Here is a 23388-nt window from a genome sequence, read left to right on the forward strand (position 1 = left end):
TCATCATGCTTTTAAACCGCCGACGGGTACTGACAGGTCTGGGAGCCGGGCTCCTGTTTTCCTACCGCCTGAAGCAATTGTCTGCTGCCGCCCCGCATAATCTGGACAAAACTCCTGAGTTTGATGCATCGCCCTTTCAGTTGGGTGTAGCATCCGGAGATCCGGCACCAGACGGTTGCGTAATATGGACACGCCTTGCGCCGCACCCGCTGGAAGAGGCAGGAGGAATGAAGCGCCTGAAGCCCGTTCTGGTGGACTGGGAAATCAGCGAGGATGAGCGTTTTTCAACACGCCTGCGGTCGGGGCAAACCATTGCTCACCCAGAACTCGCTCATTCCGTTCATGTTGAAGTTGATGGGCTCCTTCCAGATCGGCCTTACTGGTATCGTTTCCATATTGCCGGACATGAGAGCCCGATAGGTCGTGCCCGTACTTTGCCGATGCCCGGTGCAAGCGTGCAGCGTGTAAGGTTCGCCGCCGCAGGGTGTCAGCACTACGAATTTGGATATTACAGTGCCTGGCGGGCTATCGCGAACGAGAACGTCGATTTTGTTTTCCACTACGGGGACTATATTTACGAAGGAGCCGATATCGGCGCAGGTGTACACACCGTTTATGGAAAGCCATTTACGGCGGTCCGTCGGCACATCGGGCCAGAAATCTATTCCCTCGACGAGTATCGCCGCCGTTACGCGCAGTACAAAATTGACCCGGATCTACAGGCTGCTCATGCCGCTGCCCCCTGGCTGGTGAGCTTTGATGATCATGAAGTTGATAATAACTGGGCAGGGGATACCGATCAGGACGGTACTCCGGCGGATATTTTCCGTCTGCGTCGGGCATCCGCCATGCAGGCCTATTACGAACATATGCCCCTTCGTATCAGCTCTCTTCCGGACGCCAGTCACATGCAGATGTACCGAAGCTTCCGCTTTGGTGATCTGATGAATACGTTCGTGCTGGATACCCGTCAGTACCGGAGCGATCAGGCTTATGGTGATAAAGACGTTCCGCAGGGACCGGATGTCTGGTCACCCGAACGTACCATGATGGGACAACAGCAGGAGGCCTGGCTTTTCAACGGGCTGGGACAGTCTGACACGCGGTGGAACCTGCTGGCGCATCAGGTCATGGTTATGGATCTTGCTCACCGCAAGTCAGCCCATTCGGAGCTGCTTTACAGTATGGATCAGTGGTCCGGTTATATGCATAGCCGTAACAGACTGCTTCAGTTCATCGGAGAGCACTGCCCCGGAAACGTGGTCAACGTGACAGGCGACGCACATCGGCATTATGCGGGTAATCTCGTGATTGATCCCGCCAAGCAGAAGCCAGTGTCGGTGGAATTTCTGGCGACGTCCATTTCGTCAGGCGGTGATGGCGTGGGGGATAATGACGCCCATAGCCAGTCGGTTCGGCGTGAAAACCCGCATCTTAAGGCAACGACAGACAAGCGTGGCTATGTGTTGTGTGATGTTGGCCGGGATGTCTGGCGAGCAGATCTTAAAACTCTGGATCAGGTGAGCAATCACGACGGGCAGCTCTCAACCTACGCCAGTTTTGCAGTTGAGCGTGGTAACCCAGGCCTTCAAAAGGCCTGAACGGATATGTCGACCATCAGGGCGTTTCGTCCTGATGGCTTGAGGTCATGCGAAAGCAGGTCAGCAAGCCTGCAAGAGAGGTAAAGAACAGAACCAGTCCCATCGGTAAGGCACTGGTTTTGCTCAGTCCGACGAGAGGAGCAGCAACGCCGCCAACCAGGAGGTTGAGAGAGCCAAGGATGGCACTCGCACTTCCTGCACGGTGGCCCTGCTTGGCAATGGCGAGAACAAATGTGGCCGTCAAAATCATGCCGATGCACATCATGTAAAGGAAGATGGCTGCCACTAACAGGAAGAGCGGTCCTTTCAGTGTCGCGATAAGTGTGATGAGTGCGGCTGCGGTGGTGATGCAGATCACAGATGCCCGAAGCATTGTATTGGTTCGCGCCATGCTGCCTGCACGGCCAATCAGCCAGCTCCCCCCGACGAGTGCCAGACCATTGATTCCAAACAGAAGACTGAATGTCTGGGGCGAGACGCCGTAGATGTCCTGATAGACGAACGGCGTACCGGCCACATAGGCAAAGCTGCCGCCATGGATCAGTCCCACAGTCAACGCATGCCCAATGAATTCCCGGTCCGTCAATAGACTATGGAATGTCTCTAGCGTCGAGCGTGCTGAATTGGGGAGGCGACGGTGTAATTCAAGCGTTTCATTCAGGCGCCCGCCGACGAGACCTAGCGCCACGACGCCGAAGCCTGTCAGGAACCAGAACATGGTGCGCCATGTTGCTGATGGCAGGGCCAGAATGGCTCCACCCATCATTGGTGCCACCATAGGGGCGACAGCATTGATGATCATGAGTCGGGAAAAGAAGCGGGCAAGTTCCGGTCCATTAAACACGTCTCGCACCACCGCCCGGGACAGAACCAGTCCGGCTGATGCTGTGAGGCCTTGAAGAAAGCGGGCAACGATGAACGCTGTGATGCTGGATGAAATGGCGCAGAACAGGGATGACAGCGCAAAAAGCGCCATCGCTGCTAGCAACGGCCCTTTCCGGCCACGTGAATCGCTGAACGGGCCCACCATGAGCTGTCCCAGAGCCAACCCGATCAGGGTGCTGGTCAGGCTGAACTGAACCGCGGTCTCTCCAGCGTGGAAATCATGCCCGATACTGGGGAAACCCGGCAGGTACATGTCGATGTTAAGCGGACCGAGACAGGTCAGCAGCCCGAGGATAAGGATAAGATCCCGTTGGGCGGGACGTGATGTCTCGGTAGTGGGATCAGTCATGGACTGGAACCTTGATAATGGTGACGCCAGAGGCAGTCATGCGGGTGAGTTCGTCTGTTGGGGCATCATCGGTAACGATCAGGGTCTGGACAGTTTCAAGAGGGGCAACAGGGAAGCGCCCCCCGGACCCGATCTTGCTTGCTTCGGCCATGATCACCACGCTTTCGCTCCGGCTCAGAACCTCACGTTTGAAGGCGGCTTCCTCATGATCCCAGACACTTGGTCCTTCGGCGGAAATGGCCCAGACGCCCAAAGAGCAGAGATCAAAACGGTAATGCTGAAGAGCCTGGACGGCGACCGAACCTGTCACGCCACCCGTTGTTCCTTCCAGACGTCCGCCAATCATAATGGTTTCAATCTGGTCTGCGTCGCTCAAAGCAACAGCAACGGCGGGACTGGATGTGACCACAGTCAAAGGTGTATCGCGGGGAAGCGATCCAGCCAGCGCAATATTGGTTGAACCTGTGTCAATGAAGACAACCTGCCGTGGCTTGAAAAGCGTTGCGGCCTGCCGTGCGAGAGCGTTCTTCAGCGGAACTTTTTCGCCCATTCTCGCCCGGATATGAGACGCATTGGGCTGTAGCCTCAGTGCACCGCCATAAACGCGGCGACATTCTCCTGCTTCAGAGAGCTCACGCAAATCGCGCCGGATCATATCGACCGGGACGGTCCATTCCGTGGCCAGATCAGCCGCGACAACACGGCCGTGGCTTCGCAGACGGGCCCGAATATGGCTGAGACGTTCGTCCTTGAGAATGGGACTTTCTCCGAAACGGGTTAAAACACGCGCAAACCGTCATAAACGCGCACAACCTGTCAAGAAGTTTTGCATGTCTCTCTGTTTTGAAAGGGAAGGTGTGGCAGATCAGAAACTCAGGACAGCATCCAGATTGAACCACAGCATGTTGTTCGTCCCGTTATTCACCGTTCTGGAAGAGACTGTGCCGGATTGATTGAAGGGGTGTGTTCCATTCAGGGATTTGTCCAGACGGATTTCAGGTCGGACGGTCAGGCTGGCTGGACCCAGATGTCGATTGATGAAGCTGGGCCGGTATGCCACCCCAACTGTCAGGTCTCCGTATATGGTCGGCAGGGCGTTATAATACCCGAACGGGCGGTTTCTCAGCGAGTTTGTGTAGGACATGTCGCTGGAATACTGGTTGATGATGCCGCCAGTGTTGTCTCGGAAAATCTCACCTCGGACGTTAAGTGTGAGGGATGGCCGGATGTCCCACGATAGATATGAAGAAACGCCATACGCATCGTCGCGCGACGCATCGTCGTGCAGATAGAGGGCTTCTGCCATGACGGACAGGGCATCTGTCACGTGATAGGTGGCGAGAAGATCCGCGTTATACTGCATGAGATCGTTGGCGGACCGCCCGATGCCTGCACTGCTCCATCCAGCGGGTGAGACGATCGTGCGGCCATTATTTGCCTGCGGGCCGAAATGGCCAATGGCATGGACATTCAGCTTGCCGCCCATCAGATTATTCCAGGCAAAGCCAAAGTAGCCTTTGGGTCTGCTGTTGTTTCCAGCGCCTCCGAAGGTTGTGGAATTGCCTGCATCGATGCCAAGGATCCAGTCCATGTGATGGCTTAAATGCATCGTGGCCACGACGCCTACCGTCTCGAAGGGAACGATATAGTCGGCAGCGTAGTTGAAAGAATAGAACGGACGGGCGAGGGCTGGCGTGCCTTCAGCGCCCATCAGGCCGTACATTTGACCGGCCTGGAAATCGATGCCGTGATGGAAAATCCATGGCGTATGGATGTCGATATGGGCCTGTGTGGGTGCCCACTGGTACAAGCCGCTAATCGTGCCGTCGCCCATTCCGATCGTCGGGTCGAAACGTGAGTCAGATCCGTACATCATCTCTACGACAAACCCGATCCCGTAACCGCTTCCGATGGAGGTGACGGGATGGGAGAGAGAACCCATGATCTGGTTAAGGGTCACGGTATTCGCACGATCCAGATAAAACTGCCCGAAATTGCGTCCAGATCTCGTCCACGGGTTCCCGCTTATACCAGCTTCGACCGTGAGATGTCCGACCAGCCCATCCCAATAGGTAAGGGGACGTCCTGCTTTGGGAGAGAAAAGATTTCCGGCTTTCAACGCTGGAAGATCAGGATCTCCGGCATCGTTGGTATGGGATGCTGTTGGCGGTGGTGTAGGGTGATTGGGGTTGGGCGTGCCGTTTGGTGTGATAGTCGTGTTTGAAGAGGCCGCCGCCTGCGCATAGGCGAAAGACGGCAGGGCGGTTCCGGCCAGCAGACAAAAGACTGCCATGACGTGTTTTTTTGACACGCGAAATTCCGTTCCTGAAGGTTTCGGAAGGGTCGTGAGGAAAAACGGATCAGATTTCTGACGCTGCCTGCTTCTGCCTGTTCTGGTATTTCCGCATGAAGAAGAGGCTCAGTATCGTCATGAAGGCCACGTAAATCAGGCAGACTTCTGGGTTGTAATACGTGACGGCGACCAGAAGGATCACAGCGCCTGCCAAGGCAACGCCCGGAAGAACGGGGTAGAGCGGGGCACGATAACTGCGCGCAAGATCTGGTTCCGTCTGGCGTAGGCGAAACAAGCTTACCATGCTGAGAATGTACATCGTCAGGGACCCGAAGACGGCCATGGTGACAAGCGTTGCCGTCAAAGACTGACCGTGGATCGAAATGACGTCATCAGAGAAAATGGCAGCAATGCCAATAACGCCACCGGCAATCGTCGCGGTGTAGGGTGTGTGGAAGCGTGGATGCACCTTGCCGAGAACAGCGGGCAGAAATCCTGCTCGCGCCATTGCGAAAATCTGGCGCGCATACCCCATGATGATCCCGTGCAGAGACGCGACAAGTCCAAACAGACCCAGCCAGACCAGCATATGCAGCCAGCCGCTATGTGCGCCGACAACATGCTTCATCGCCTGAGGCAGGGGATCATTCAGGTTGGCTAAAGCGTGCCAATCTCCCGCACCACCAGCGAATACCATGACGCCGAAAGCCAGTGCGACCAGCGTCAGAACACCCGCAACGTAAGCGATGGGGATGGATCGGCGAGGATTGCTGGCTTCTTCCGCCGCCATGGCGACGCCTTCGATCGCCAGGAAGAACCAGATGGCAAAAGGAATGGCCGCGAAGATGCCACCCATGGCCTCCAGTCCGAAATGAGGTGCAACGCCCCATCCGTCGTGCAGGAAATTGTCCCATGAAAAAGCGGGAGCAACGACGCCCATGAATACCAGCAGTTCTATGATTGCGGCGATTGTTATGAACAGTTCGAACGTGGCGGCAATATGGACCCCCACGATATTGAGCGCCATGAAGACGATATAGGCGCCCAGTGCTGCCACCTTTGGGTTCAGATGAGGAAACTGAACGTTCAGATAGGCTCCGATGGCAAGCGCGATGGCTGGCGGTGCGAAAATGAATTCAACCAGTGTGGCCAGACCCGCAATCAAACCACCCCAGCGGCCAAGCGCACGCTGGCTGTAAGCGAACGGGCCCCCTGCCTGCGGGATGGCACATGTCAGTTCCGTGAAGCTGAAAATGAAACTGGTATAAACGAGCGCGACAAAGACTGTGGCAATCAGAAAACCTAGTGTTCCTGCTGTTGCCCAGCCGTAGCTCCATCCAAAATATTCACCCGAAATGACGAGACCAACCGCAATTCCCCAGAGATGAAACGCACTAAGGGACTTGTTGAGATGCGTCGGAGCAGTGCTCATTGGTCATTGTCCTTTTCCAGGGTGGGAGTGGTGTTTTCAATCAGAGGGGCATCTGGCGCCGCGTCTTTGAGGCCGACGCCAGTGAATTTCAGATGGCGGGCTTCACGCATGAGCCAGGCCAGCTTTGTCGCAGCGGCCGGGATGGTCATGCCATGAGCATGAATGTTGGAGAGGCAATTCCGTGCTGAATCCGGGCAGCCCACAAAAGGCGCATATGTCAGGTACACGCCCAGACTATCCGCGACGCTGAGACCGGGTCGCTCGCCAATCATCATCACAACCATTTTCGCTCCGAGACTGGCGGCAATGTCGTCCCCCAGAGCGACGCGTGCTTGTGTCGCAATAACCAGCGGGGCGATTTTCCAGTCCGGAAGGCGGCTCTTCATGGCCTGAAAGAGCGGGATGGCGTTTTGCTGGGTGGCAAAAGAAGACAGGCCATCGCCCGCGACGAACACCACGTCCCAGTCTCCTTTTGTGAGAGTGCCGAGCGTTTCTGGGGCCAGCCGGCGGCCAAGATCGGGGCGACGCAAATAAGTGGACCGGTCTGATGCGCGGCTATGGACGATCAGATAGGGCTCAGGCCTTAAAGTCGCTGTCAGGGCTGAAACGTCCAAAGGTGTGTGGACCGCGTCGCGGGCCTGAGCATGAGAGGCCTGAAAATCGAGCACATCCCCGGTTTTCAACGCGTTTCCGGTGCGACCCAAGCCGATCCGGGCACGGGTCAGACGCCGCAAATCCTGCCAGAGGTCTGCTGTGTGCAGTGGGGCGGAGGGCGCGTCGCGATCATCCGTCATGGTCAGCGCGCCATTTCACCAAGAAGGGTCTGGCCGGGTGGAATATCCAGCATGCGCTCCGTTTGCGGATCATAGAGGCCCATTTTTTCCAGCCAGCCAGAAAATTCCGGAGCGGGCTTGAGGCCCAGAAGCTTCCGAAGGCTCAGAAGGTCGTGGAACGACAGGCTCTGGTAATTGAGCATGATGTCATCAGCTCCGGGCACCCCGATCAGAAAGGTGATCCCGGCAGCTCCAAGAAGAACCATCAGGTTGTCCATATCATCCTGATCCGCTTCGGCATGATTGGTATAGCAGGCGTCACACCCCATCGGGACGCCCAGCAACTTCGCACAGAAATGATCCTCCAGCGCGGCACGGATGATCTGCTTTCCATCGTACAGATACTCCGGCCCGATGAATCCGACGACGGTATTGACGAGAAGGGGGTCGTAGGCGCGAGCCACAGCATAGGCGCGGGCTTCTACAGTCTGCTGATCAACACCGTGATGGGCATCGGCGGAGAGTGCAGCACCCTGACCCGTCTCGAAATACATGACATTGTTGCCAATCGTACCGCGGTTCAGCGTTCGAGCGGCCTCATGGGCTTCCTTCAGAATTGAGAGGCTGACTCCGAAACCTTCGTTGGCTTTCTGGGTGCCTGCGATGGACTGAAACACCAGATCAACCGCGCCGCCACGGTTCATGATCTCGAGCGTGTTGGTGACGTGCGTCAGAACGCATGTCTGTGTGGGAATGTCATAGCGCTGGCGGGCATGGTCCAGCATCTCCAGCAGGGCAAGACCATTGGAGACGCTGTCTGTCGCCGGGTTGATGCCAATGACGGCATCGCCCATGCCGCGCAAAAGACCATCAAGCGTAGAAGCGGCAATACCCCTCAGATCATCTGTAGGATGGTTGGGTTGCAGCCGTGTGGACAGACAACCTTCGAGGCCGATGGTGTTGCGAAACTTTGTGAGGACGCGGATCTTGCGCGACACTGTCATAAGATCCTGATTTCTCATGATCTTACTGACGGCAGCGGCCATTTCCGGTGTGATGCCTGGAGCTACGGCTGCCAGTGCTTCTGTCGTGGCGTCTTCGGACAGCAGCCAGTCCCGGAGGCCAGCAACAGTCAACGATGAGAGCCGGGAGAAGGCGTTCCGGTCATGTGTATCCAGAATCAGGCGCGTCACGTCATCCGTTTCGTAAGGGATGAGCTCTGATTTCAGGAATGTGTCGAGGGGGAGGTCTGCGAGAGCGTAACGGGCGGCAACGCGTTGAGCATCGGAAGAGGCAGATAGGCCCGCGAGTTCATCACCAGAGCGGGCAGGAGACGCTTTGGCCAGCAGCGTCTTCAGATCATCAAAGGTGTACTGTTCCCCTCGCAGGGTGCATCTGTAAGCCATGGCCAGAGTCCTCTGCCTTTGCTCATCCCAAAAGTCGGAATTGGGAGAATCAAGGTTTTGTCCGTTATCGCAATTATATCTCTTTCGGACCGAGTTTGACTTGACCCGAAACAACAACGTTTTGACATTTGACGACAATGCGCCCAACACTCGTGTCAAGTGAGCAGCAACAGGAAGACACCATGTCATCCTTTCCCAAGTCTTCCGGATCAGACGTCTATGTCTTGGCGGCCGCCGCTGCCGGTGTGGAAAAATTCCTTACGGAGCAAGGTGGAGACATGGACCGGATCGCTGGGCGGTCGGGTCTTTCAACGCATCAATTCGCCATGCCAACAGATGCATTGAACCTAGGCGCGTACTGCCGTCTGTTTTCCGAAGCCGAAACAGATACGCACGACGGAAACATCGGTCTGCATTTCGGGCAACAGTTCAGACCGAGGCAACTCGGGCTGATTGGTTACATCGCGCTTTGTTCAGAAACAGTGGGGCAGGCGGCGCAGAATCTGGCGACTTATTTCGGGTACCATCAGGCCCAGACCATTACACGGTTTGTTGAAGCGGATGATCATGTCCGGCTCGAATATATGATCGCAGACACGGCCATTCAGGACAAACGTCATGATGCCGAGCTGACGATGGGCATGTTTGCCAATATTTTAAGGGCTGGTCTTGGTGCAGACTGGTGCCCGCAGGCCGTTCTTTTTGCTCACGAGCAACCGGAACAGGCTTCTGAACATCGAGAAGCGTTTCAGGCCGATATACGCTTTTCCGCCGGGATGAATGCTTTAATGTTCCGGAAAGAGGGGCTGAAAAAGCCAATGCCAGACGCCGATGCTGCCCTGCTGCAGGTGATGAAATCTTCACTTGTGACTTTGGCACGAGGGGCAGGGCACACGGTGCCTGATTCAGGGCAGAGCCTCAAAGAACAGGTTATGGTTCAGGTTCGCAAGTCGATGCGGCAGGGCAGCTCTGAATTCTCTGACGTGGCGGAAAAACTGTCCCTTTCGCCCTGGACCCTTCAACGCAGACTTGCCCAACTCGGCCTTTCATATTCCGGGCTTCTGGATGAGACACGTCAGATCGATGCGTTGCGATATCTGGCAGAGCCGAACAAAGATGTTAGTGAGATTGCGTCTCTCCTTGGATATACTGAAACCAGTGCTTTCAGCCGTGCATTCAGACGATGGTTCGGGGTGTCTCCGCGGGTCTGGAGACAGCAGAACAGCGTTCCACCGATCTAACTGATGGTCGCACGTTTAGCCGTCTGTGTGGTATGGCAGAGGAATGAGTGTTGAAGTCATGCCCGGCCTGTCCCTGCGGGAAGAGGATCTAAGAGTTACCTATATTCTGGCGTCTGGCCCAGGTGGTCAGAACGTCAACAAGGTTGCAACTGCCGCCCAGTTGCGTTTCGATGTCTCCGGTTCTGCTGTTCTTTCAGAGCGGATACGAACCCGCCTTTTGGAAATTGCGGGAAGTCGTGCGACCCGGGATGGGGAGATCGTTTTGACCGGGCGGCGTTTTCGGACGCAGTTACGCAATCGGGAAGATGTTATCGAGCGTTTGGCAGAAATGATCCGTGAAGCTGCGCATCGACAGGCCTACCGGGTGCCAACACGCCCCGGAAAAGGGGCGCGGCAGCGCCGACTGGATGGCAAAGCCCATAGGGCCGGGATCATACGCAATCGTCGCATCCGGCTTGATGATTGAGAGGGAGAACAGACACATGACCTTCCAGCTTTCTGCTTTGGAATGGGGCGCAGGACCCAAGGTTCTTGAAGTCTTTCTGGAACCGACCTGCCCATTTTCCGTCAAGACCCTACGCAAAATACCAGATCTCCTTCAACTTGCGGGGCAAGACCGCCTGACGGTTCGCGTGCGGCTCCAGTCCCAACCGTGGCATATGTTCTCCGGCGTCATTGTACGGGCCATTCTGGCTGCGTCTTCGCTGGACGAAGGCCGGGATGCTGCCTTAGCCGTCATGATGGCTGTTGCAGATCATCGGGAAGAGTTCGAATTTACCGATCACTGCCGTGGACCGAATATGGACGCTACACCGGCAGACATTCTACGGCGTATCGAGGTTTATAGCGGCGTTCCGCTTACTGAGACCTTTGTTCGTCCCGAGGTGACGGCAGCGGTCAAATGGCATGCTCGTTACGGTCGCCAGAACGGTATCCATGTCTCGCCAACCTTCATGGTGGATGGTCTGATTGATCCAGCCTTCAGTAGTGGCGACACTGTGGACGAGTGGGGAGTCAAGCTGTTTCCCGTAAAGGGCTGACGAGACAGAGAGATTGGACGTTATGCGGCTTCTTCAATACAGTCGCCATAACGTTTAGCAGTCAGGACTTTTCAATGACTTCCAACCTCTGGACCAGAGCGGCTTTTGCACTCTCGTTTGCCGCGCTCGTTGGCACTGAAGCACATGCTGCCGCAGAAAATCCGTTCTTCAGCGCCAGCACGCTCCCCTATCAGGCTCCCCGTTTTGACCTGATCAAGGACAGTGACTACGCGCCCGCTTTTGAGCGCGGTATGGCAGATCATCTGCGCGAGATCACAGCGATTGCCAACAACAAGGCCGCTCCGACATTCGAGAACACGATTGTCGCCATGGAGAAGTCTGGTCGCTTGCTGGATCGTGTGCAGGAGACGTTCTTTGGTGTTTATCAAGCCAACAGTGATGCCGAACTGGACAAGGTTGAAAGCCGTGAAGCGCCGCGTCTGTCTCAGCATGAAGATGAAGTCTATCTGAATGAGCGGCTGTTTACGCGCGTAAAGGCAATCTACGATGCTCGCGCAAGCCTGAATCTGAATGCCGAGCAGGCGCAGCTTCTGGATGTTTATTACCAGCAGTTCGTCCATGCGGGCGCCCAGCTTTCCAAAGCGGACAAGGTCAAGCTGCGGGCCATCAACACGAAACTTGCTAATCTTGAATCTGCCTATCAGCAGAAGCTGATTGCCGCTGCAAAAAATGGGGCTCTCGTCGTTGATAGCAAGGAGGCGCTTGCAGGACTGGATGACGGGACGATCGCCTCCGCGCAGAAAGATGCTGAAAGCCGCAAGCTTTCCGGTAAGTGGGTTCTGCCGCTCCAGAACACAACGCAGCAGCCAGCGCTGGAAAACCTGAGCAAGCGTGAAACGCGTCAGGCCTTGTTCGATCAGAGCTGGAACCGTGCGGAGAAGGGCGACAAGAACGATACGCGGTCCACAATCTCAGAACTCGCCCAGCTTCGTGCGCAGAAGGCGGCTCTGTTTGGTTACCCGAGCTTTGCGGCATACACGCTGTATGATCAGATGGCCAAGACGCCGGAAGCTGCCGAAAATTTCATGAAGCAGCTTGTTCCTGCGGTTGCAGCTGAACAGAAGCGGGAAGCTGGTGTCCTTCAGGATGCCATCCATCGGGATGGTGAGAACTTCACACTGAAGCCCTGGGACTGGAGCCGTTACGCGGAGCAGGTGCGTCATGAGAAGTATGCGCTCAACCAGGATGAAGTGAAGCCATATTTCGAACTGAAGACCGTTCTGACAGACGGTGTTTTCTTTGCTGCCAACCAGCTTTACGGAGTGACCTTCAAACAGCGCACTGACATCCCGGTTTATAACCCTGACGTCATGGTGTTTGAGGTTTTTGATAAGGATGGTTCACAGCTTGGCCTGATGTATTTTGATTACTTCAAGCGTGATACCAAATCCGGCGGCGCATGGATGTCCAACTTCGTTGGTCAGTCCACGCTGTTGGGCACGAAGCCGGTCATCTACAACGTAGCCAATTTCACAAAGGCCGCACCAGGTCAGCCGCAGCTCATCACGTCTGATGATGTGACGACCATGTTCCATGAGTTTGGGCATGCCTTGCATGGACTGTTTGCCAGCCAGACATATCCTTCGATTTCAGGGACCAGTGTCGCACGGGATTTCGTTGAGTTTCCGTCTCAGTTTAACGAGAACTGGGCGCTCGATCCGAAAGTGCTCTCCCATTACGCTCGGCACTACAAGACTGGCGCTCCGATGCCGCAGGAACTGGTCGCCAAGATCAAGAAGGCTGCCCGTTTCAATCAGGGCTACGCCTTGGGTGAGATCGTCGCTGCAGCAGAACTGGACATGAAATGGCATGCTCTCCCGGCGTCAGCACCACGTCAGGATGTGGACAAGTTTGAAGCTGATGCCCTGAACAGCATGGGACTGGACGTGGCCAACGTGCCACCGCGCTATCGTTCCAGCTACTTCCTGCATATCTGGTCCAATGGCTATTCTGCTGGATACTATGCGTATCTGTGGACCGAAATGCTGGATCAGGATGCCTTTGCCTGGTTCACGCAGCATGGTGGCTTGACGCGTGAGAATGGTCAGCGTTTCCGCGACATGATCCTCTCCAAGGGGCACACGATGGATTATGGCCCGATGTTCAGTGCATTTTACGGGAAAGACCCGGACATTGAGCCGATGCTGGCGCATCGCGGGCTGACGGCTGATAGCCAGAAGTAAGATGTTACGGACGGGTGGGAGACCATCCGTCCGTAAGCGTCTTTAGAAACTGGATGATTTGACTGCGCTCCTGAGGTGTCAGGGCAGGCAGGTCATTTGATTTTCGATCCATCGGTGCGTCAGTGCGATCAAGGTTAGAGCGATACTGAGGCGGGATATCATCCGGAACCTGAAGATGGCCGTGTGTGTCACGGCTGTAGAAGCGTTCTGGGTGGATGTCTCGCAGGACGTAGAAATCCAGAACCTGATGAAGGTCATGAAACACGCCATTGTGGAAGAATACCTTGCGTTCTGCCACATTGCGGAGAGTTGGCGTGGCGAACACACCGCAATAGGCCGATGACGTTTCGACCCCTCCCGGCATGACTTCACACAATCCCAGATCGAAATGCCCTGTGTCGTACGGCCCCATCAAAGCCTGATTGCGCGGGGCGCCTAGTGCTTCGTATTGGCGATCCGTGAAAAGTGGTGGGAGATTACCGGGAAGCGGACGATCCAGGTGACAGGCTGCGCAGTTGCCTTTTGTCGGATCGTTGAAGAGCCGATATCCGGCACTCTCTTCCGGTGTAAAACGAGCTTTCCCTTCAAGCCACGCATCGAACTTGCTGTCATAGGCATGAAAAGACGGGTCTTCGATCTGGTAGCGCGCAAGAGCAAACAAGGCTTCAGACAGCAGCAGGTCACGGGATGCGTCAGTCGCGGGCCCGCCTAGAGCTTTTAGCCGTTGGATGTACCGGGCATTTTCAAGCCGATGAAGCGCAATCTCCGGGGTAGAGGCCATTTCAGCCGGATCATAAAGGGGGCCTGAAGCCTGCTGCTGGAGCGTATCGGCCCGACCGTCCCAGAACATTCCTCCTTGAGGCACCATACTGATCGTTGGGGACGCGGCTGCATTCTTCGGTGACCGATTAGCATCGGGTGCTGCCGAAGCCAGAACGGGAGCAGTCTCACTTTCTGGATTATCCGGGCCAATGCTGAAATTTGGCACGTGCTCCAGATATGTCAGGGACGGAATGGCTCTGCGGCCATGGCTTGCCAGTGTTGGGCCTCCCAGAAACACGGAAGCAGCACCGGAAGGCCCGTAATGATGTTTGGGGCTGTGGCAGGATGCACAGGACAGACGTCCTGACCCTGAGAGCAAGGGGTCGTGAAAGATTTCACGCCCGATCTTCGCCATCTCGGAAAGCGGTGCATGAGCCGGCCGATGTAATTCGACCGGACATGGATTGCTGCCGTCCTGGGTTGGCAAACATTGATCCGAAGCGACGGCTTGACTGGCCAGCATGGCGGACATCAGGCCGCCAGCCAATACGACTGTGAAAGAACGGAGTGAGACGGTCAAAGCGGTGTAGCAGGAGCGTGCTTAACAGGTTCGCCTGTCTCAGGGTTCAGGAAAACGGGTGTAAGATGCGGGGTTTGCGTGAAGTCGAACAGATCAGACATATCAGTAGCATCTGCGTCAAATGATCCCTGTCCAAGGCGCTGACTCTGAAGCCAGTTATCTTCGATAAAGCGCGTGATGGAACTCTGGGTAATCTGGATATGGCTGACGTAGTTAGGTTTAGCCCATGGAGATAAAACGATCAGCGGTGTTCTTGTTCCTGGGCCACAACGGCCGTTTACAGGCTGACCCGAAACTCCGCTCGGCGCCGGGGCTGTGCCGCAGCGGCCAGGGCCGTTGAGCTGATCTGCCGGATTATCGTAGGAGCCATGCGACGGCGTGACATAGGCATGATCGTACCAGCCATCGGAATCATCATAGGCGATGATGATGGCTGTATCGTGCCATTGCGGGCTGTGCTGAATAAGGTTGATGGCCTCTACCACGCCATGCTGCTCGTCCAGTGGGTCCGAGTAACCGGCATGGCCATCCTGAAAGGCTGGCATTTTCAGGAATGAAACAGCAGGAAGGTTTCCTGCAGCGACAGTTTTGTAGAAGTCTTTCAGGTCATACTGATGGTTGGCCGGGTCCCGGTGGATACCGTCCTGCTGAAAAGTACGGCCAATGACGGCGAGAGAGGATGGTCTCGCATGTGTCGGATTTGATGTGCTGGCGTAATACTGAAACCAGTTGTGGTGAGGGATATAGTCAACCACATTTTGGGCCACGACAGATGAGTAGGTCTGGCGGTTGCAGCCTGTCGTGCCGTCAGGGTTGCGAGCAGTCAGATCGAAGCCACCCATGAAGCCGCCCCAGGTCAGGTGCTTGTCGTTCAACAGGTCACCGATGTTTTTGCTGGTCATCATGACCTGTTCGGTCGGGACGGAACAGACATCTTCAGCAGGGTCGATATCGTTGACCATCGTCCAGCCCCCTTGTCCGTCCGGAATGAACGGAGACTGGACTGTCAGGGTTGACCGTCCTTGAGCGCTTTTGACGATCTTCATGCCGTTGGTTTGTCCGGAAACCACTTCCAGAGCACCAGGAGTGGATGGACCGTATGTGTCCGTATAGGCGGCGTCGCTCATGGCGAAATTCTGAGCGTAGTTCCATAGGGCTGTGACGGTGTTACCGTCAAAATAACCCATCACCTGGCCGCGTGTTGAAAATGCTCCGACGCCACCCGGTGCGCCGCGACCGGTGTGAAGAGGGAACAGGTCTGCCAGGCCATGATGATAAGCCTGTTGCTCAGCAGTATAGGCGTGGTTCTGATCGGCGGTGCTGGCTTGTGTCCTGTCCAGACGGAAGGGCAGAGCTGCATCCCGGCCGTTTTCAGCGCGCGTATTGGGGTTTTTCAACAAAAGGTCAGCCGCGATGAGCGTATTGGCCTTTGGGGTTTCTGCCGCGGCATGAAAAGCGGGCTCTCCGGCAGGGTTCGCTGCGGACGGATATGTTCCGAAGTAATGATCAAAGGAGACGTTTTCCTGATAGATCACAACAAGATGGTGAATTGGCGTTGCAGGTTCCGGAGCCTGCGTTTCCGCGGCTTGAGCCGGAGCAAGCAGGAACGGAATGAACGTCGTGAGGAGGAGAGCTGAACGTAAAGTCATGCAGGCAGAAATCTAGCTTCTCTGGTGAGACTGGGAAGTACGGCGTTTGTCAGCCTGTTCTGTACTGGCAAACAGGAGGTGGAGGCCAGAACTTTTGTCCTGCCCGATCCGGTCGTTCCAGGCGGTCATGAGTGTTTCCCGCCAGAGTTCGTGAGGCTGCTTTTTCGTGGGCTGGTTCATTGGAAAGCCTTCTGGGTGAAGCAGGCGACAGAGCCAATGGCACCATAACGGATTAATGGACGGGGAAATATTATGGTTCGGTTAAATATAAATCAGTTTCAGGGTGTGATGAAACTTTCATGAAAGAAGTTCCCTGGATCTTTAGTAAAATTACCGAAACAGCTACCAGATTAGACATACCTTTATTTGGAGATGGCATCCGGAATGCTGCACTTCGCCCCAGAGTCAACATGGTCAATCATTGCGCTTGGGATCTGCTTCCTGCTGGTCTGCGTATTTGAATTTGCCAATGGCTTCCATGATACCGCAAATGCTGTTGCGACAGTCATTTACACGAATTCCCTCAAACCGAAGGTTGCGGTTGTCTGGTCCGGCCTAATGAACCTTCTGGGTGTGTTGCTCGGCGGTATTGCCGTTGCTTACACGCTCGTAGAGTTGCTGCCGCCGGATGTTTTGTCTCCGCCGAATGGAAATCCGGCAGTTCCAATGCTGGTCGCCCTGTTTGGCACAGCTCTCGCCTGGAACCTTCTTACATGGTGGTTCGGTATTCCGAACTCTTCCTCTCACTGTGTGATTGGCTCCCTGGTCGGTATCGCCATTGGTGATTCCTTCCTGCATGCCCGCGACCTGGGGCACAGCGTGGACTGGAACCAGATCTGGAAGGTCCTGACGACGCTGGCCGTATCTCCGCCGCTCGGCTTTATTGGGGCAGGCATTCTGTTCCTGATCATTCGGAAATTCGTGCATCTTCCGGCCCTTTATCAGCGCCCTGAGCCGCATCACAAGCCGAACCCGGTTGTTCGTGCTCTGTTGGTCACCACCTGTACGCTGGTCAGCTTTTCGCATGGTAACAATGATGGGCAGAAGAGCATTGGCCTGATCATGTTGACGATCATCGGTCTGATGCCAGCGACGTTTGCCCTGAACCCTCAGGTGCCGGTGCAGTACGATATTATTCGTCAGGACGTGCAGGCTGCTCGCCCGCTTGTTGCTGAGTTTGATCGTTATTCGTTCAAATCGGATGCCCTTGCATCCATTGATCGACTGGAAAAGGGCGCGGAAATTCATGCCAGCCCGGCTGAAACACGCGGGGACATCTATCAGGTTCTGTCTGGCCTGCGTTCCGTAGCGTCTAATCCTGCTGCATCCAACGAGCAGAAGAAAGAAGCCGGATCTCTGGCCAAGAAGCTTCGCCCCACAGTGGAATACGCGCCTTTCTGGGTTCGACTGCTGAGTGCACTTTGCCTGGGCGTGGGAACAATGATCGGTTATCGCCGGATTGTTCAGACACTGGGTGAGGGCATTGGCAAGGCACACCTTACGCCTGCACAGGGCGCTGCTTCCGAAGTTGTTGGCGCAGGCCTGATCATGACGGCTGGCTACACGGGCCTTCCGGTCTCCACTACGCACATCATTACATCAGGTGTGGCTGGAACCATGGTTGCCTCAGGCTCCGGGATCAACATGCACATGTTGACCAAGATTGCTCTGGCTTGGCTGTTTACACTGCCTGTAACGATCACTGTCTCGGCGATCCTTTTCTATATTCTCGCTTGATCGTCAATTTCACAATAAGACAGTATTCAAGAAGGATCTGCCGTGAGGCAGGTCCTTTTTTTATAGGTGAACTGCAAATTGTTAAAGTGGTGTGGCAATGTCTTGAAACGATCACAAGACACAAATGAACCGTCTGCATAACGTTCCCGCGAATTCACGGGCAGTGCCGTGCCCTTTGCAGGAATACATTGATGAAGCTGATGCTTGCACTGACGACTTGCCTGAGCGGCGTTTTCGTCTTCTCCAGTGTACAGTCTGCCTTTGCAGATGATCTGAGCCCGTCACAATCTGCCCGTAAGGCCGCTCCGTCGAGTGTGCCGGTTAAGAAAGCATCAGCAAAAAGGACGGTTGCGCAGCCTGTTGAAGCAACAACGTCGGAATCCGTTGTCGTCCTCGGAGCGGGCGCCGCTCGCGAAACACAAACCGTGTCGCGCCGTGCCATTCAGGAGATGACGCCGGGAACCAGCCCGTTCAAAACACTCTCCAAACTGCCGGGCGTCATGTTCACGTCGTCTGATCCCTTGGGATCTTACGAATGGTCTCAGCAGATTGTCATCCGAGGTTTTGACCAGAGCCGTCTTGGCTTCACGATGGACGGCATTCCGCTCGGTAATCTTGCTTATGGTAATGATAACGGCCTTTCGATCGGGCGGGCCCTTGAAACTGAAAATAACGGGCCATCAACCCTGACACAGGGCGCCGGTGCTCTTGGTGTGGCAGCATCCAACGATCTGGGCGGTGCTCTTCAGTTCACGTCTGTTGATCCCACAAAGAAATTTGGCGTCGATGTTGCGGGAACGATTGGCTCTGCTTCGACCTGGCGCACATTTGCCCGCATTAACAGCGGAGAGCTGAAGGGTGGCGGTCGCTTCTACGTGTCCTACAACCATCAGGATGCCAACAAGTGGAAGGGTGATGGCGTTCAGGTGCAGGACCAGGCGAACGCCAAGTACATTCAGCCGTTTGGAGAGCATGTAAAGCTTACGGTTTATGGAGACTGGTCCAAGCGTAAGGAAAACGATTATCAGGATCTCTCGCTCGCTCAGATCAGCAAATACGGGTATAATCTCGACAATATTACGGGGAATTATGCCCTCGCCAAGCAAATTGCTACGGCTTACCAGACGGGCACAGCTTTCCCCTCAAGCGTTCAGGACCAGGACACTGTCTACTACAACGCAGCAGGTCTGCGTGAAGATGCGATGGGATATGGCCGTCTGGATTTTGACATTACGAGCCGCCTTAAAGGATTCGTGACCGGATATGGCCACACCAATACGGGTGAGGGCGCATGGATCACGCCTTATCTCGCCACCCCCGCGGCTCTTGGTGGATCACCGCTCACGACCCGTACTACGGAATATGACATCCATCGTGCAGGCTTTATCGGTGGTCTGAGCTACAAGATTGCTAATCACACGATCGACTGGGGCTTCTGGTTCGAAAATAACAATTTTGAGCAGGCGCGGCGTTTCTACCCGCTTCAGGACAGCGGATCTCCGTCATCCATTCACTGGTATCAGGGCAATTCCTTCTACACGCAGTGGCAGAGCACATTTAATACCAAGACTTATCAGGTCCACCTGGGCGATACCTGGCAGATCATGCCAGCGCTGAAGCTGACTTACGGGTTCAAGTCCCTGATCGTGGACAACTCTGCTCGCGCACTCAGTGGCAACCTGATGGGTACGCCAACCGGCACGACCTATCCGTCGGGTTCGCTGAGCGCCTCGAATGGCTTCCTGCCGCAGATTGGTGCGAACTACCGCATTAACCAGCATAATGAAATCTTTGCTGATTTCGCTCGCAACATGGCAGCTTTCGATAGCGCGCAGACATCAGGCCCGTTCTCTACAACGACGGCTGGCTTCGAGGTGCTTCAAAAGAAGCTGAAGCCGGAAATGTCCAATACTGAAGAGCTGGGATATCGCTTCCATAACCATACATTCCAGGCTTCTGTCACCGGCTACTATGTCGAGTTCCAGAACCGCCTTCTGGCTGTGACGCAGGGTGTTGGCATTCAGGGCAATGCGTCGGTTCTGAGCAATGTTGGTGGTGTAACAGCGCGTGGCGTGGACGTTGCCGCGAACTGGAAATTTGCCCGGAATTGGTCGCTCTTTGCATCCTACGCGTTCAACAACTCCCTGTATGATAACAACGTTTACGCAGACGGCGTGGTCTCTGCGCGCATCAAGGGCAAGCACACAGTCGGGATGCCGTCCAATCTCGCCAATGTGGAACTCGGATATGATGATGGCGCGATCTGGGGCAATGTTCTGATGCAGTTTCAGGACAAGCGATACTACACCTACACCAACGATGCCTCTGTGCCGGCCAATGCGATCTTCAACCTGAACGTTGGCTACCGTTTCCAGAGCCAGAACTGGTTCCTGCGTGGCATGGATGCTCAGATCAACGTCACCAATCTGTTTAACAAGCGTTATGTGGCAACAGTCGGAAGCAACGGCTTCGTCAATTCCGACCCCTCGGGGACTTTCCAGACACTACAGGCTGGTGCTCCGCGCATGGTCTTCTTTACAATTCGCAAGCATTTCGACTGATCGGACGACATCATGACCGGACCGCTTTCCAGCCGACGCAGATTTCTTGAACTGGGAGCAGCTTTTGCTGCTGCAGGGTCACTGCCGGGTAATCTGCGGCAGGCCCTTGCGGTTCCGGCCAACCGGAAAACCGGCACAATTCAGGACGTCGAGCATGTGGTGATCCTGATGCAGGAAAACCGCTCTTTCGATCACTATTTCGGTTGCTTGCAAGGTGTTCGGGGGTATGGAGACCCGCGTGCCCCGCATCAACCGGATGGAACGTCAGTTTTCGCACAGAAAGCTGCGGATGGGGCTGCGGTTATGCCCTTCCGCATGAACACAGTTCATACCTCGAGTGCCTGCATTGCCAGTCTGGATCATAGCTGGAAAGGCAGTCAGAAAACCTGGAATGAGTGGGACTGCTGGGTCCCTCACAAAACCGCCATGACGATGGGGCATTTCACCCGCCGTGACATCCCTTACTACTATGCTCTGGCGGACGCATTTACGATCTGCGATGCCTATCATTGTTCGATTTTCGGTCCGACCAACCCCAACCGCCTGTTTTTGTTCTCAGGTACGAATGGTCTGAGTGTCGGGCATGACGGCAGGCAGGCCGTTGAAAATGTTGATGATGGCAACACGTCGGCTGATATGCGGCATGACAATCCGAAGTTTCAGGCCTTCCAATGGACCACTTATGCAGAAGAGCTGCAGAAGGCGGGCGTGTCGTGGAAAGTATATCAGGAGTACGACAATTTCGGTGATAATGCCCTCGCTGGATTTAGTGCCTTTCGTGGGTTGTCAGAGGCGTCATGGCAATATCAGCGAGGTCGGGCGATTGTTGAAGGCTCAACCGCCGGAAATGCTGCGACATCTGAAGGACAGTTTCTTGTAGAGGCGTTTGAGAAAGATATTGCTTCGGGTACTCTTCCGCAGGTCTCCTGGATTGTGCCGTCCGCCGCTCTTTCTGAACATCCTAATGCTCCGCCCGGATATGGCGAACATCTGATTTCAAGACTGATGGACGTGTTCGTTCGACATCCGGACGTCTGGTCAAAAACCGTTTTTATCTTGAATTATGATGAAAATGACGGGTTCTTTGATCATGTTCCAGCGCCTGTTCCGGCTTTGCATCCGGATGAGGGCAGCAGCACTGTTTCAGTTAGCGGAGAAACCTATCACGGTGTTGCTGTGGGGCTAGGTCCTCGGGTTCCGGCAATTCTGATCTCGCCATGGAGTAAAGGAGGACGTGTCAATTCGGAGCTGTTTGATCACACATCCGTCCTGATGTTCCTTGAAGCCAGGTTTGGGGTGCGTGCTCCGAACATCACGCCTTGGCGTCGGTCTGTGTGTGGCGATCTGACATCGGCTTTTGATTTTTCCGAGACTGACACATCATGGCAAGCGAGCCTGCCAAATACAGACGACTATATGCCTCGGACGCGAAAGTCCTGCATGCTTCCGCTGCCGTTGGTTCCACAATATCAAACGTTACCGCGACAGGAGGAAGGGCAGCGAACAACTTGTGTGCTGCCATATAAGTTATCAGTTGATGTTCAGGTCACGGGGCAATTGCAAAATCTGATAATCGCCAACAGTGGGACGCGTGGGGCGGTGTTCCGGCTTTCCGGCCAGGAGGTATCACGTCAATACACTGTTGGGGCAGGGCACGCGCAAAATATCCCGCTAGAGATTGAGCATGATTTCACGCTGCATGGTCCAGCCGGGTTTTATCGGGCGGGCAAAGGATTTTCCGGATTGCAGGTCCAGCTTTTGGAAGAGCACGATGGAGTGAGACTTGCGCTCAAGAACGTCCAATCAGAGACTGCAGAATTGACCGTTGAAGATGCTTACGGTCCTGCAGGAGAATGGACGACCACACTACCTGCTGGGCAGGAGACGTCACGCTTTTATCCGTTGGTCGGAAGTGACTTCTGGTATGATCTGACCGTGACCAGCCGAAGCGGGAAAACTGGAGGACACGTCCATTTTGCCGGCCGGATCGAAACGGGGCGGCCGGGGAAGACAGACCCTCTTATGGCCCGGCGTTCCTGAGGAACGCCGGGCCCTTCACCGAGAGGCCCGATTGCAGAATTGATACTTACCAGACAGTAAAACCGGCATCGACGTTAACGATGGCACCGGTCATGAGGCTGGCGGCGTCGGAAGCCAGGAACTGAACGACGGATGCCACTTCATCCGGCTGGCCCACTCGGCCCATTGGGGTTCCGGCGATCCAGGCGTCATAGAGTTCCGGCTTTTCCATGCCGAAACGCGTCAGGGTTGTCTCAATGTAAGTCGGGGCGACAGCATTCGCGCGGATGCCATGAGGGGCCCATTCTGCGGCCAGCGAACGAATATACTGGTGTACGCCCGCTTTTGACGCGTTGTAAGCCGCCTGCTGCTGGGGGCGATTGACGATTTGTCCGGACATGGAGCCAATCGCAACGATGGCGCCCTTTTTCTGCTCGATCATGATCCGGCCAACAGCTTGGCAGCACCGGAACATGCCGTTCAGGTTGATGTCCACCTGTTTGAGCCACTGCCCATCCGTCATATCCTCGGCTTTGACCTCTGAAATACAGATACCGGCACAGGCAACCAGGATATCCAGATGCCCCTCTTTCTCGTGAAGGGTTTTGATTGCGGACTGAACGCTCTCCGTGCTGGTGACATCCATCCGGATGCTATCCACATTCAGGTCCTGCTTGCGCAGGTCTTCTGCGGATTGTGCAGCAAGTGTTTCATCCAGATCTGCGATGATGACGCGTGCGCCTGCTTCTGCCAGAGCCGTGACGCAGGCGAGGCCAATATTCTGTGCACCGCCCGTAACCACTGCGACGCGACCGTCAAGGCGAAGTTTTTCCATGTACATGATGTATATTCCTGG

The 23388-nt window shown here is 55.2% G+C and carries 18 protein-coding genes; 8 read left to right on the top strand and 10 right to left on the bottom strand.

The genetic code is table 11. From position 1 onward, the window contains the following. The first annotated feature begins 5 nt into the window (after window positions 1-5). Window positions 6-1601 carry an alkaline phosphatase D family protein gene (locus GCE01_RS10855; RefSeq protein ID WP_099213043.1) on the top strand — a complete coding sequence of 532 codons (1596 nt, stop codon included), beginning with the start codon at window positions 6-8 and terminating at the stop codon, window positions 1599-1601. 16 nt (window positions 1602-1617) lie between these two features. Here the strand turns inward: GCE01_RS10855 and GCE01_RS10860 are convergent, their stop codons facing one another. The 6 genes from GCE01_RS10860 to GCE01_RS10885 form a co-directional block, all read right to left on the bottom strand. After that, a complete protein-coding gene (locus GCE01_RS10860; RefSeq protein ID WP_099212871.1) occupies window positions 1618-2835 on the bottom strand; it encodes a Bcr/CflA family efflux MFS transporter in 1218 nt (405 codons plus the stop codon). Next, on the bottom strand, window positions 2828-3592 hold the full coding sequence (locus GCE01_RS10865; RefSeq protein ID WP_099212872.1) for a DeoR/GlpR family DNA-binding transcription regulator: 765 nt from the start codon (window positions 3590-3592) through the stop codon (window positions 2828-2830). The genes GCE01_RS10860 and GCE01_RS10865 overlap by 8 nt, the downstream gene beginning before the upstream one ends. Window positions 3593-3700: 108 nt before the next feature. Next, window positions 3701-5128, bottom strand: a complete 1428-nt coding sequence (locus GCE01_RS10870; RefSeq protein ID WP_373321779.1) for an outer membrane beta-barrel protein — start codon at window positions 5126-5128, stop codon at window positions 3701-3703. A gap of 67 nt (window positions 5129-5195) precedes the next feature. After that, entirely contained in the window at window positions 5196-6560 is a 1365-nt protein-coding gene (gene eat / locus GCE01_RS10875; protein ID WP_099212874.1) for an ethanolamine permease, read from the bottom strand. Beyond that, window positions 6557-7354 carry an ethanolamine ammonia-lyase subunit EutC gene (gene eutC, locus GCE01_RS10880; RefSeq protein ID WP_099212875.1) on the bottom strand — a complete coding sequence of 266 codons (798 nt, stop codon included), beginning with the start codon at window positions 7352-7354 and terminating at the stop codon, window positions 6557-6559. Before eutC ends, eat begins: the two co-directional genes overlap by 4 nt. A gap of 2 nt (window positions 7355-7356) precedes the next feature. Next, window positions 7357-8739, bottom strand: a complete 1383-nt coding sequence (locus tag GCE01_RS10885; protein WP_099212876.1) for an ethanolamine ammonia-lyase subunit EutB — start codon at window positions 8737-8739, stop codon at window positions 7357-7359. Window positions 8740-8921: 182 nt separating this feature from the next. Between GCE01_RS10885 and qhpR the strand changes: the two genes are divergently transcribed. From qhpR to GCE01_RS10905, 4 genes are all read left to right on the top strand, one after another. Next, complete coding sequence (gene qhpR, locus GCE01_RS10890; RefSeq protein ID WP_099212877.1) at window positions 8922-9980, top strand: AraC-like transcriptional regulator QhpR; 1059 nt, start codon at window positions 8922-8924, stop codon at window positions 9978-9980. Window positions 9981-10023: 43 nt separating this feature from the next. Beyond that, window positions 10024-10446 carry an alternative ribosome rescue aminoacyl-tRNA hydrolase ArfB gene (gene arfB, locus GCE01_RS10895; RefSeq protein ID WP_099212878.1) on the top strand — a complete coding sequence of 141 codons (423 nt, stop codon included), beginning with the start codon at window positions 10024-10026 and terminating at the stop codon, window positions 10444-10446. 16 nt (window positions 10447-10462) lie between these two features. Continuing rightward, window positions 10463-11020, top strand: a complete 558-nt coding sequence (locus GCE01_RS10900; RefSeq protein WP_099212879.1) for a DsbA family protein — start codon at window positions 10463-10465, stop codon at window positions 11018-11020. A 74-nt stretch (window positions 11021-11094) separates the two neighbouring features. Further along, the gene (locus GCE01_RS10905; protein ID WP_099212880.1) at window positions 11095-13224 is read left to right on the top strand and encodes a M3 family metallopeptidase; all 2130 of its coding nucleotides are present in this window, start codon (window positions 11095-11097) and stop codon (window positions 13222-13224) included. Between the two features lie 4 nt (window positions 13225-13228). On the opposite strand, the gene GCE01_RS10910 is transcribed toward GCE01_RS10905, so the two are convergent. The 3 genes from GCE01_RS10910 to GCE01_RS16880 form a co-directional block, all read right to left on the bottom strand. Then, complete coding sequence (locus GCE01_RS10910; RefSeq protein ID WP_099213044.1) at window positions 13229-14401, bottom strand: cytochrome-c peroxidase; 1173 nt, start codon at window positions 14399-14401, stop codon at window positions 13229-13231. A 161-nt stretch (window positions 14402-14562) separates the two neighbouring features. Then, on the bottom strand, window positions 14563-16215 hold the full coding sequence (locus GCE01_RS10915; RefSeq protein WP_099212881.1) for a phospholipase C: 1653 nt from the start codon (window positions 16213-16215) through the stop codon (window positions 14563-14565). Between the two features lie 12 nt (window positions 16216-16227). Further along, window positions 16228-16395 carry a hypothetical protein gene (locus GCE01_RS16880; protein ID WP_157091186.1) on the bottom strand — a complete coding sequence of 56 codons (168 nt, stop codon included), beginning with the start codon at window positions 16393-16395 and terminating at the stop codon, window positions 16228-16230. A gap of 204 nt (window positions 16396-16599) precedes the next feature. Between GCE01_RS16880 and GCE01_RS10920 the strand changes: the two genes are divergently transcribed. The 3 genes from GCE01_RS10920 (at window position 16600) to GCE01_RS10930 (ending at window position 22553) form a co-directional block, all read left to right on the top strand. Further along, window positions 16600-17952 carry an inorganic phosphate transporter gene (locus GCE01_RS10920; RefSeq protein ID WP_064274565.1) on the top strand — a complete coding sequence of 451 codons (1353 nt, stop codon included), beginning with the start codon at window positions 16600-16602 and terminating at the stop codon, window positions 17950-17952. A 191-nt stretch (window positions 17953-18143) separates the two neighbouring features. Further along, entirely contained in the window at window positions 18144-20513 is a 2370-nt protein-coding gene (locus tag GCE01_RS10925; protein WP_099212882.1) for a TonB-dependent receptor, read from the top strand. 12 nt (window positions 20514-20525) lie between these two features. Then, complete coding sequence (locus GCE01_RS10930; RefSeq protein ID WP_099212883.1) at window positions 20526-22553, top strand: phosphocholine-specific phospholipase C; 2028 nt, start codon at window positions 20526-20528, stop codon at window positions 22551-22553. 46 nt (window positions 22554-22599) lie between these two features. Here the strand turns inward: GCE01_RS10930 and GCE01_RS10935 are convergent, their stop codons facing one another. Then, a complete protein-coding gene (locus tag GCE01_RS10935; RefSeq protein ID WP_046901882.1) occupies window positions 22600-23373 on the bottom strand; it encodes an SDR family NAD(P)-dependent oxidoreductase in 774 nt (257 codons plus the stop codon). Window positions 23374-23388: the final 15 nt, after the last annotated feature.

The sequence above is a fragment of the Gluconobacter cerinus genome, from assembly GCF_002723935.1.
In the GTDB taxonomy this organism is placed as follows: Bacteria; Pseudomonadota; Alphaproteobacteria; order Acetobacterales; family Acetobacteraceae; genus Gluconobacter; species Gluconobacter cerinus.